Here is a 10,822-nt window from a genome sequence, read left to right on the forward strand (position 1 = left end):
CGAAGCCTGGGATCAACCCGAGTCGAGGAGCGTCCGATATCCCGACGGTCTCAGTGGCCGGTCCTGGACCGAGGCGGAGGAGTCCGAGAGGTCAGCGCGAGATCCACGCTCCCGGTGATCTTCCCCGCTGTGACGGTGATCGTCCCGGTGCGACAGGCAGGTTGAAGACCCGCGTACTCGCTCGTCTCCGGCAGTGACGCACAGATCTTGTAGGTGCCCGGCCGAACCGAGAGGGCATACCCGCCGGGGGCGCCCCCGCCGGCGTTGGTCCGCACGACGAGCTGGTCCCGCAGGGTGTAAACGGACACCGTCGCATCCTTGAGCCACACCGTCGAACCGGATGCCGTCTTCCCGCTGACCCGACCGGTGAGGGTCCCGCCCTGCTCGACCTTGCCGGCCTTCGCCGCGGTGTTGCCCCCGGCGGTCACGATCACCGCCGTCGCACCCTCTCGGGTGCCGGAGTTGTCCAGCCATTCCGGGGCGTAGTACGGCATCGTGGACGCACCGTATCCACTGATCCCGGTCGGCATGGCGTAGCCGCTGCTGTACGCACCGAATTGGACGCGATAGGTGCCGGCACGGAGCCCGGTGAAGTCGTATCCGCCCGCGGCATCCGTGAGCGTGCTGTACCCCTCACCGTCATCGCCGTCCCGCACAGCGCGGACGGGAATGTTGGCGACGGCCTTCCCGGTGCCGCGGTCACTCACCAGACCGCTCAACTGACCCAGAGCGTCCAGCGCGAGGTTCTTCGTGATGGCCCCGCTCGATGCGGTGAAAGTGATCGACTTCTCTGCGGCCCCCGATGCCCACACGGTGATCCGGTACGTCCGCCCCGACTTCAGCACACTGCCGAAAGAGTAGGACCCATCGGGCGCGGCCGTCGCGTACGAAATCTGTCCGGTCTGCGTGCTCGAGACGACCTCGAGCAACTGCACCCCGGCACCTGAGGCAGCGGCACCGGCCTTGGTGACCTTGCCGGAGAGCGAGGCGTCCGCGCGCGTGGCCGCGATGTTCGCCGTGCTGTTCGCCCCCTTCGTCACCGAGACGGTCGCCGCTTTGCGCCCCCCGTACCAGGCCGTCGGGTACCCCGTGATCTGCGCCGCCACGGTGTACGTGCCGACCGGGAGATTCGCGATGGTGTAGGTCATCCCCGATCCGGACGACGTGGTGTACGAGGAGAAAGCCTGTCCCTTCGCGTCGTAGGCGGTGATGGACGCGAAAGTCGCGTCGGGTGCCGTGACTCGACCCGAGATCGACCCGCCGTCCTTCGGTGCGGTGTCGACCAGTCCGAGGCTCTTCGTCTTACCCGACGACACCGTGAAGTGCGACGCCGCCGCGTCATCGGTCACGCCCCCGAGGTAGTACCTGCCGATGAGCACCGTGTACTCGCCCGGCACGAGGCCGTCGGCCGTGAAGGTGGATCCCGCGGACACGTAATCGCTCTTGACGTACGTCGTCCCGGCCGACGACCAGCGATACAGCCCGACGTAGCCGGCATTCGCGACAGTGAACGTCACCTTCCCCGAGCGGATGACGGACAGATCCTTCTTCACGCTCGAGGCGGACACGGCGAAGTAATCGGCGTAGTCCTTCGAGGCCGCGCTGTCCGACCACGTCGGCACGTACGAAGGCGAGGTGGGCGTCACGAGGGCGACGTACTTGCCCGCCGTCACTCCGCGGATCGTGTAGGAGCCGTCCGCCGCGATGGCGACGGCCGCACCCTGCGGCCCGGACGCCCCGGTGAGCGTGACGGTGCCTGAGGTCAAGGGCGTCGACGTTCCGGCGACCGTGACCTTCCCGCTCACCGTCACCCCAGCGACACCGATATCGACGCTGACCCGTGCACCGGCCTTGACGGCGATGAAGGTCGCGCCCGTGAGCGATGAGGTTCCGCCGGAGAAGACCATCCCGCCAGGAGCCGACGCACCCACGGCGATCGATCCGCCGCCCAGGCCCTGGATCGTGTAACGGCCGGACGCGTCCGTGGACCCTCTGCCGACCACGTTGCCGGAACGATCGTAGGCGGTGACCGCAATACCGGTCACGGGAGTCTTGTCCGCATACGCCACGGTGCCGGTCACCGTGCCGGCCGTCGCCAGCTGCGCTTTCAGGCCGCTGACGGCCTGACCCTTCGCGACGGAAATCGACGTGGCTGCGGCGAGCGTCGACTTGTCGTTCCACCATTCGCCGATCAGGTTCTGACCGTCGGGGCTGCGGAAGGCCAACGTGTACTCACCGGGCAGGAGTCGGGAGAGAGAGAACGAGCCGTTGCTGTCGGTCCCCGTCGAGTTCTGCCACATCCACGAGCCGTCGGACTTTCGATAGACCTCGACTCTCGCAGAGGTCACCGCTGCGCCAGACGTCGTGGTCACCGTCCCCGAGAGCTCGCCGCCCTTGGCCAGCACGACGTTCACGTCCGACTTGGTCTGGCCCGCAGTGACGGTGACGGGCGTCGCTGCCGAGAAGTCGCCGTTCCCCCCGTACCACTGATCGAGCACGTTGCGTCCGTACGACTGGAACTGGATGTAGTAGGTGCCCGCGGGCAATCCCGAGAACGCATACGATCCGTCGTTCCCCACCGTTGCGGAGTACCAGTTGTCCGACGCCCGGATCGACGCATACGTCGTTCCGCCCGCGAGGTTCACGCCCTGCGGGTATGTCACCTTCCCGGAGATCACCGCCGTCGCAACGGGGACCAAGGAAGGCGGCGGAGCGAGGGTCGGTGAGGGCGACGCAGACGGCTTCGGCGTCGCGGATGCCGACGGCTTCGGCGACCCGGAGGGCCTCGGCGATGCGGATGCCGAAGGCTTCGGCGTCGCTGACGGGGAGGGTGTCGCCGACGGGGAGGGCGACGCGGAGGGCCTCGGCGACGCGGACGCCGACGGGCGAGGAGTCGCAGAGGGCGAAGCGGAAGGGCTCGGGCTCGCCGACGCCGAAGGACGAGGACCCGAGGCGGTGGGACTCGGGCTCGCCGAGACGGACGTCGTGGGACTCGCGGCGACCGACGAGCTTGCCGAGGGCGACGGCGGTGTTTGCGCGTAGGCGCTGGTCGGAGCAATCACCGCCCCGGCGACGAAGAGGGCCATCACCGTGACACGGGCGATGGCACGAAAGGTGCGCGAAACGACTGCAGTGGCCACGTCTTCTCCAGCGACGGGCGTTTCGCCCGTCTCCCCCGGATGCGGCTTGCCGCACCATTCCCCCAAGGCGACACTCGTGTAGCCGCGGTCAAGTAATACCACAGCTCAAGGCCGGAAAACGAAACAGGTGACGCGACCGTTATCCCGTGGCTGCGGGGCAGCTTTCACGGGGGCGATCCGCGCAGATCTGCGTGATCAGAATTCGGGCGTTGGCGAAGTCGGGTCTCTCCTCGAGGATGGCGGAGGCGACCTGCACCGCTCTGTCGAGGTCGCCTGCCATTGCGAGGTCGATCGCGAGATCCTGCCGAGCCGGGATGTCGTGCGGGGCGACTTCGGCCATCCGCTCTCTCACCGCTGCCGCCGCCGTCCAGTCCTGCGCGAGTTCGAGGGTGACGGCCCGCGCGTCGAGAACGGCGAGCGTGTGAGGGAAAGATGCAGCCGCTCGGGCCGTCCACACCCGCGCCGCGTCTGCGGCGTCGGCGTCGCCGGCATCCGACCTGGCTGTCAGCACCTGAGCCGCCAGCGCCACGAGCTCTTTGTCCCATGGTCGTAAGGCCACCGCCGTGGCGAAGCCCGCGTCGGGCGACGCGCCCGCATCGACCCGGGCCGCCGCCGTGGCCATTGGGATTTCGGCCACGGTGGCCAGCGCGAGAGCCACGACGACCGCGGCGCCGACCACGCGCGCCGCGATCATCCGCGGCACGGCGCGGAGTTCCTCGCGCACGGACGCGGGCTCCGCCACGACGATCCCGAGAAGGATCGCCACGAGCAGGAACGCCGCGGGGCCCGTCGGGTGAGCGAGCAGCGCCACAATCGCGACGATCAGTCCCGCGATGCTCCCCAGGAAAACGCCGTTCACATCGTGGCCTCGTCGAAGTCTGCGTGTCACGGTCCGGACGGCCAAGCCCAGGCCGACGGCCATGACCGCCACCAGCACGAGTCCCCCGTCGGACGCGGCATCGAGGATCCAACTGTGTGACGACTCGAGCACCGTGTTGAGGGGGCGGTCGAGGTACCACGACGCGTCCTGAAAGGACGGGACGCGGTCGATGAAGCTCCCGGATCCTGCCCCGACGACGGGGGATGTCGAGAAGACCTGCAGCCCCCACTGCCACAGCGTCCAGCGCTCACCGACGGTCGCCGCAGCCACGGCGTCCGCACCGGTGAGGCGGTCAAGGGCACCGGGCGCCGAGAGCACGACGAACGTCAGGGCGAGGCCCGTCGAGGCTGCTCCGATCGCAATGGTGCGGCCCCGCAGGACGCCCGTGCGCCAGAGAAGCGGAGCCAGCACGATCAGACCGAGGACGGCGGCGAGATAGGCACCGCGCGACGCGGACGTGCCGAGGCCGATCAGCGCACCGATACCGCCCACCGCGACGACGATCCTCAGCACGGTGTCATCGCGGACCCATCTCGCTGCGGCCGCACCGGCGAGCACCATCAGCATCATCGCGCACACGATGCCCTGGTCCGTCGCATTTCCGAAGAGCGATCCCGGTCTCTCCAGATCGCTCGAAAACGGACGCAGTCCGAACGCCTCGAGGACACCGACGAAGGCGACCGCCGTCGCGGCGCCCGACAGGGAGATGAGGAAGGCCCGCACACACGTCCCGTCGGCACGCGATCCGAGCAGAGAAGCCGCGAGCCAAGCGACGCCCAGACCGACGGGCAGCGCGACCAGCGGACCGAGGTAGCGGGGCCACCGGCCGATCAGGCCGACCCACACGTCCGTGCCGTAAAGGACGGAGCCCGCGATGGCCGCGACGACGAGAGCGGCGAAGGCCGAAGCCGCGACGACCCATGCCCAGGTCGGGAGCCTCCCGGTCCTCCTCGCGAAGAGAGCCACGCCCACGGCGATGGCCACGACGAGGTACTTGGGGAACGTCCATCGCAGCATCCCGTCGGGCAGGACCGCGATGATCCCCGCCACGGCGATGCTGACGGCAGCGATCGACGCTCGACTCGACGTCATTCTCATGAGGCAGGTCCCCCGGCTCGCGCGCGCAACGGTGAAGCTCGCATCATCGCCGAGTCGGATGTGTGTCTCCGCGTCGGCAGGGGATCTCTCATCGCTGCGGCTTGGGATACGCCGCGCGAACCACGTCGGACTGCAGATAGTCCGACACCCCGATGAGCAGGATCGCGAAGAGGATCTGCTCGGTCACCACCCAGAACGGGTAGAGGCCGGGGATCGCTGCGAGCACGAGCGCGACGATCGGGAAGATCCGGCTGAACAGCTGCAACCGCCGGAACGCCCAGTACCACCCGGCTCGCGCACGCCAGAGGAAGTAGAACAGCGTCGTCGTGATCGCGAGCACCACGAGGCACCGCATCCACACCGCGAACCCGACATCGGCACCGTTCAGCGTCATCACCAGAGCGACGACGACCGTGGCGACACCCAGTACGAACCCGAGTCCGAGGAGAAGGGTGATCGCGCGGAACGCCCGATGCACTCTCGGGTCCTCGGGGACATCCACGCGGTGGTCCGCCTGGCGTCCACCCGCGATCCGATCGAGGCGACGGAGGGCCGGTTCGAGCTGCATGCGCTCACTGTACGACGCCGGACCCCGACCGCGCGCCAGGATCAGCCGACGGTGATCTCGGGCTCGTGTCGGACCGGGAAGTTCACCGAGTTCGCGATGAAGCACCACTCGCGCGCCTGCTTGTGGGCGGCGCGGGCCGCTTCGACCATCGACTCGTCAGCGACCCGGACGCGCGGACGCAGGACCACCTCCGTGAAGGCTCCGCCGCTGTTGCCGTCCTCCTGCATGGTCCCCGACGCGTCGTCCTCGTACGCCGTGACCACGACGCCGGTCGTGACGCACGCGTGCAGGTACGACAGCAGATGGCACTCGCTGAGGGCCGCGAGCAGCAGCTCTTCCGGGTTCCATTTGGCGGGATCGCCCCGGAAGGGCTTGTCAGCGGATGCCGCGATCGCGGGCTTGCCGTCGACCTCCAGCGTGACCGCGCGGTCGTAGTCGCGGTGTCCGCTGGTGCCGCTCCCCCGGTCCCCGGTCCAGGTCGAGCGCAGGCGGTAGTGGTGCTCTCCGTTCATGGTCCCAGTCTGCCGTGCTGCCCGCGTGGGAGGGCGACTTCCGGCCCGTGGAGCGCCGACGTCGACGCCAGGGGACGAAGGTCCCGTCGCCATAGAATGGACGGATGCCCGCCACGCCCCCCGCCTCCGTCGAACTCGCTGTCGTCGAACGGAACGGCTTCATCGAATCCCGTCATCACGGCGTCGCTGTCGTGCTCGCTCCCGACGGATCCGAGAAGCTCACGCTCGGCGAGGCGACAGCCCCGTTCCTCCCCCGCTCGAGCATGAAGCCTCTGCAGGCGCTGGCGTGCCTTTCCGCGGGCGCCGACCTCGCCGAGGAGCGCCTGGCGATCGCGATGGCGAGCCACTGCGGCACCGAGCGCCACGTCGAGACGGCCCGTGGCATCCTGCAGTCCGCCGGCCTGACCGAAGACGATCTGGGGTGCCCCGCAGCGTGGCCGAGCGACACCGCCGCGCGCGATGAACTCGTGCGCGATCACGGGTCGCCCTCGCCCCTGCGCATGAACTGCTCGGGCAAGCACGCGGCGATGCTGCTGACGTGCGTCGCGAACGGCTGGTCCACGGCGGACTACCTCGACCCGGAGCACCCGCTGCAGGTACACATCCGCGAGGTGCTCGAGCGCCTCGTCGGCGAGCGCATGACGACGACCGCGATCGACGGCTGCGGCGCCCCCGTGTACGCCATGAGCCTCATCGGTCTCGCTCGCGCCATCCAGCGCATCGCGACCTCGTCGGAGCGCTCTCCGTTCGCCCTGCACCGCAGCGCCGGGACGCTCGTTCGCGCAGTGAAAGAGCACCCGTGGACGATCGACGGCCCGGGTCGCCCCGACACCGTCGTCATCGAGCGCCTCGGCGTCTTCTCGAAGCTCGGTGCCGAGGGCGTCCAGGTCATGACGGCGCCCGACGGCACGACGGTCGCGCTGAAGATGCTCGACGGCTCCAATCGCGCCGGGCACGCGGTGGCACTGCGTCTGCTCGAGCGCACCGGAGCCCTCGCCCCCGAGGCGGTCGCCGATACCCTCGCCCTGCTGCCCCTGACGATCTCGGGCGGTGGCCGCGAGGTCGGTCTCATCCGCGCGACGGTCTGACGGGGCCGCGCCCCGCTCGAGCGACGCCCCGACGGGGCCGCCCTGCCAGGAGAGCGGCCCGGGTGGTCAGATACCGCCGTCGACCGAACGCGGGTACGTGATGGGCTCGTCGGGAACGAGCACCTCGGTGTCCCGGTTCAGGCTCTCGCCCCGGAAGAACGGCTTGGACGCCGGGACGAGGTACCACACGACCATCAGCACGACGCCGAAGGCCAGCGCGCCGATGCCGACGACGAACGTGCCGCCGATGCCGAGCAGCTCGGAATTGCCGTAGTCGACGTCGTACATGTCGATCGCCGACTGGACGAAGGCGTACGTGAGCATCAGCGCCCCGAGCAGGGGGAGGATGCCACGGTAGACGAGGTTCTTGCCGGACGTGAAGAGCTCGCGTCGGAAGTACCAGACGCACGCGTACCCCGTCATCGCGTAGTAGAACGCGATCGCGAGACCGAGCGACAGGATGGAGTCCTGGAGGATGTTGTCGCTGATGATGGTCATGCCCACGTAGTACACGCTCGCGACGATCCCCATGACGAGCGTCGAGAACGACGGCGTGTGGAACCGCGGGTGCACCGTCTGGAAGCGGGCGGGAAGCGCCTTGTAGGCAGCCATCGCCAGCGTGCCGCGTGCCGTCGGCAGGATCGTGGTCTGCGTCGATGACACCGCGGAGATGAGCACCGCGACCACCAGCACCCACGCGAACGGGCCGAACAGCCCGTCCTTCATCGCCAGGAAGACGTCGTCGGCGTTCTCCGCGTTGGCGAGGCCGGCGCCGTCCTCTCCCACGCCGGCGTACATCATCGCCGCGACGGTGACCGTGACGTACGTGCCGAGCAGGATCACCGTGGTGAGCAGGGCCGCGCGTCCGGGGATGCGCTTCGGATCCTTGGTCTCCTCGTTCAGCGCGAGGCACGTGTCCCATCCCCAGTAGATGAAGAGCGCGAGCAGGACGGCCTCGGTGAAGCCGCTCCAGTCGGTGAAGCCGAGGGGGTTGAACCACGCGAGGTCGAACGGGGTCGGGTTCGGGGCCGTGCCGTCGAAGAACTTCCACAGCGCGACGACGACGAAGAGCGCGAGAACGATGTACTGGACGGCGAGCAGGATGTTCTGGATGCGCTCGCCGATCTCGACGCCCCGGTAGCTCACGTACGTCATCGCGGCGATGAACGCGACGCCGGTAGCGGTCACGAGAGGCACGTTCTCGGCGAGCGATCCGTCACCGACCAGCGACCACAGGTAGATGCCGGCGATCTGCGACAGGTTGGCGAGGACGACCATGCCCGCGACGGCGACCCCCCACCCGCCCATCCAGCCGACCCACGGTCCGAACGCCTTCGTCCCCCAGGTGAACGTCGTCCCGCAATCCGGCACCTCGTTGTTCAGCTCACGGTAGGCGAAGGCGATGAAGAGCATCGGGATGAACGCCAGGACGAACGCGATCGGCGCTTGGGCACCCACCGCGACGACGACGAAGCCGAGGGTGGCGACGAGAGAGTAGACGGGGGCTGTGGATGCCAGTCCGATGACGGTCGAACCCCAGAGTCCGAGGGTCCCGGCGGCCAGTCCTTTGCCCGACGTCCGTTCGGGAGCGGAAGTCATATGCCGAACGTAGAATCCGCGGGCAACCGCGGTCAAGGGTGAATTCTCAGGAAGAGCGGCGGTTGACGTCGAGCACGATGATCGTGATGTTGTCGCGGCCGCCGTTCTCGAGGGCCGCCGCCATCATCGCGTCGACGGCTGCGGCCGGGTCGGCGTTCGCCTCGAGGAAGTGCTTGATACCGAAGTCGGTGAGCTCTTTGGTAAGCCCGTCCGAGCACACGACGAACCGATCGCCGTCGACGACTTCGAGGCGGAGGTAGTCCGGCTTGACGCTGTCGCTCGGTCCGACGGCACGTGTGATGACGTTTCCGTAAGGGTGGTTCTCCGCCTCTTCGGGGCTCAGCCGCCCCGCGGCGATCAACTCCTGCACCACCGAGTGATCGGTCGTCACCTGGACGATGTCGTCGTCGCGCAGGAGGTACACCCGCGAATCGCCGATGTTCAGGGTGACCCAGTGGGGCTCGTCCGTCGTCGTCTCGAGATACAGCCCGGTCAGCGTCGTCCCGGTGCCCTCATCGGTGGTCTCGGGGTGCGAGACGATGTCCTTGACCGCGCGGGACAGGGCCTTCTCGATGTGCCGGGGCGACACCGTCCCCCCGTCGACGACGGCGCGCAGTCGGTCGACCGTGCTCGCGCTCGCGATCTCCCCACCGAGATGTCCGCCCATTCCGTCTGCGACCACGAACAACGGGTACTCCGCGAGGACCGCGTCCTGATTGACCTCACGGCGCTTCCCGGTGTCGGTGCCCGCAGCCCACGCCAGCTCGAGCGTCGCCCCCGTGAGTGGAACGGTACGCGTATGCGTGGTCACCTCGGGCACGAGAGATCCTCCGGTTGGCCGACAGCTTCGCCGGCGAGAGCGCGCGGCCCTGCCATCCTAATGGACGCCCGCGCACGGACTCGGGCAGCGCCGCGCCCAGCCGCGGCAGACGGCCGGGTCATCCGGCCGCCGGGTCGGCGGGAAGACTCAGGATGCCGTCGATCTCGGCGATCTCCTCCGCGGTGGGCGTCCACGCGGTCGCCGCCTCGGCGTTCGCGCGCACCTGCTCCGGGCTCGTGGCTCCCGCGATGACACTCGACACCAGCGGATTGGCGAGGAACCACGCGAACGTCGCCTGGAGCATGGTGATGCCGCGCTCGTCGCAGAACGCCTGGTACCGCTCGAGGGCATCCCACGGCGCGTCCCGCCACAGGTGAGGGCGCTGGCGCATGATGCGGCTTCCCTCGGGCCCTCCCTCCCGTGAGAACTTTCCCGTCAGCAGGCCGTTGTGGAGTGGGAAGAACGGCAGAAGACCCAGGCCGAACCGTCCCACCGCCGGCAGCACCTCCCGCTCTGCCGCACGAGCGAGCAGGCTGTACTGGTTCTGCGACGAGATGAACCTCACGCCGCGTGCCGCGAACTCGGCCTCGGCGATCTGCCACCCGGCGAAGTTGGAGTGGCCCACGTACCGGACCTTGCCCTCGCGGACGAGATCAGCGAGCGCGGCGAGCGTCTCTTCGATGGGGGTCGAGGGATCGGGCGTGTGCAGCTGGTAGAGGTCGATCCAGTCGGTCCGCAGTCGGCGGAGCGAGCCCTCCACCGATCGACGGATCGACGTCCGTGACGCCTTCGCTCCCCCGAGCACGCCGGGCGCGAGATCGGCGTGGCCGAACTTCGTCGCGAGCACGACCTCGTCACGACGCCCCAGGAGCGCCTCGCCCATCAGCGTCTCCGACAGCCCGTACTCCCGGCCGTACACGTCGGCCGTGTCGAGGAAAGTGACGCCCGCATCGAGTGCGGCGTCCAGAACCGCACGGGTCCCCTCGAGCCTCTCGGTGGGGGTTCCCGACCGGCCGAAGTTGTTGCATCCGAGCCCGACCGCGGAGACCCGGAGTCCGGAGCGTCCAACGGGTCGTTGAGGAAGAAGGGAAGTCGTCATCCCTCCACGCTAACCCCG

General features: G+C 68.8%; 9 protein-coding genes. 2 read left to right on the forward strand and 7 right to left on the reverse strand.

What is annotated here, in order from left to right; genetic code table 11:
- Window positions 1–50 precede the first annotated feature (50 nt).
- Entirely contained in the window at window positions 51–2,678 is a 2,628-nt protein-coding gene (locus P2P98_RS05495) for a carboxypeptidase-like regulatory domain-containing protein (protein WP_275797951.1), read from the reverse strand.
- Between P2P98_RS05495 and P2P98_RS05500 the strand changes: the two genes are divergently transcribed.
- Window positions 2,596–3,042, forward strand: a complete 447-nt coding sequence (locus P2P98_RS05500; RefSeq protein WP_275797953.1) for a hypothetical protein — start codon at window positions 2,596–2,598, stop codon at window positions 3,040–3,042. The genes P2P98_RS05495 and P2P98_RS05500 overlap by 83 nt on opposite strands.
- A 237-nt stretch (window positions 3,043–3,279) precedes the next feature.
- Here P2P98_RS05500 and P2P98_RS05505 read toward each other — a convergent pair whose 3' ends face one another.
- The 3 genes from P2P98_RS05505 to P2P98_RS05515 form a co-directional block, all read right to left on the reverse strand.
- Window positions 3,280–5,112 (reverse strand): O-antigen ligase family protein, encoded by a 1,833-nt coding sequence (locus tag P2P98_RS05505; protein ID WP_275797955.1) that lies wholly within the window; start codon window positions 5,110–5,112, stop codon window positions 3,280–3,282.
- 94 nt (window positions 5,113–5,206) lie between these two features.
- Window positions 5,207–5,686 (reverse strand): hypothetical protein, encoded by a 480-nt coding sequence (locus P2P98_RS05510; RefSeq protein ID WP_058597030.1) that lies wholly within the window; start codon window positions 5,684–5,686, stop codon window positions 5,207–5,209.
- A gap of 41 nt (window positions 5,687–5,727) precedes the next feature.
- Entirely contained in the window at window positions 5,728–6,198 is a 471-nt protein-coding gene (locus P2P98_RS05515; RefSeq protein ID WP_275797958.1) for an OsmC family protein, read from the reverse strand.
- A gap of 104 nt (window positions 6,199–6,302) precedes the next feature.
- On the opposite strand from P2P98_RS05515, the gene P2P98_RS05520 reads away from it, so the two are divergent.
- A complete protein-coding gene (locus P2P98_RS05520) occupies window positions 6,303–7,286 on the forward strand; it encodes an asparaginase (RefSeq protein WP_275797959.1) in 984 nt (327 codons plus the stop codon).
- A gap of 66 nt (window positions 7,287–7,352) precedes the next feature.
- Here P2P98_RS05520 and P2P98_RS05525 read toward each other — a convergent pair whose 3' ends face one another.
- The 3 genes from P2P98_RS05525 to P2P98_RS05535 form a co-directional block, all read right to left on the reverse strand.
- Window positions 7,353–8,885, reverse strand: coding sequence for an APC family permease (locus P2P98_RS05525; RefSeq protein WP_275797960.1), 1,533 nt, complete (start codon window positions 8,883–8,885; stop codon window positions 7,353–7,355).
- Window positions 8,886–8,931: 46 nt separating this feature from the next.
- Window positions 8,932–9,705: a protein phosphatase 2C domain-containing protein gene (locus P2P98_RS05530; protein ID WP_275797962.1), complete on the reverse strand. Its 774-nt coding sequence runs from the start codon at window positions 9,703–9,705 to the stop codon at window positions 8,932–8,934.
- A gap of 118 nt (window positions 9,706–9,823) precedes the next feature.
- Window positions 9,824–10,804, reverse strand: a complete 981-nt coding sequence (locus P2P98_RS05535) for an aldo/keto reductase (RefSeq protein ID WP_275797963.1) — start codon at window positions 10,802–10,804, stop codon at window positions 9,824–9,826.
- Between the last annotated feature and the right edge of the window lie 18 nt (window positions 10,805–10,822).

Source organism: Microbacterium sp. Kw_RZR3 (assembly GCF_029222405.1).
Lineage (GTDB): Bacteria > Actinomycetota > Actinomycetes > Actinomycetales > Microbacteriaceae > Microbacterium.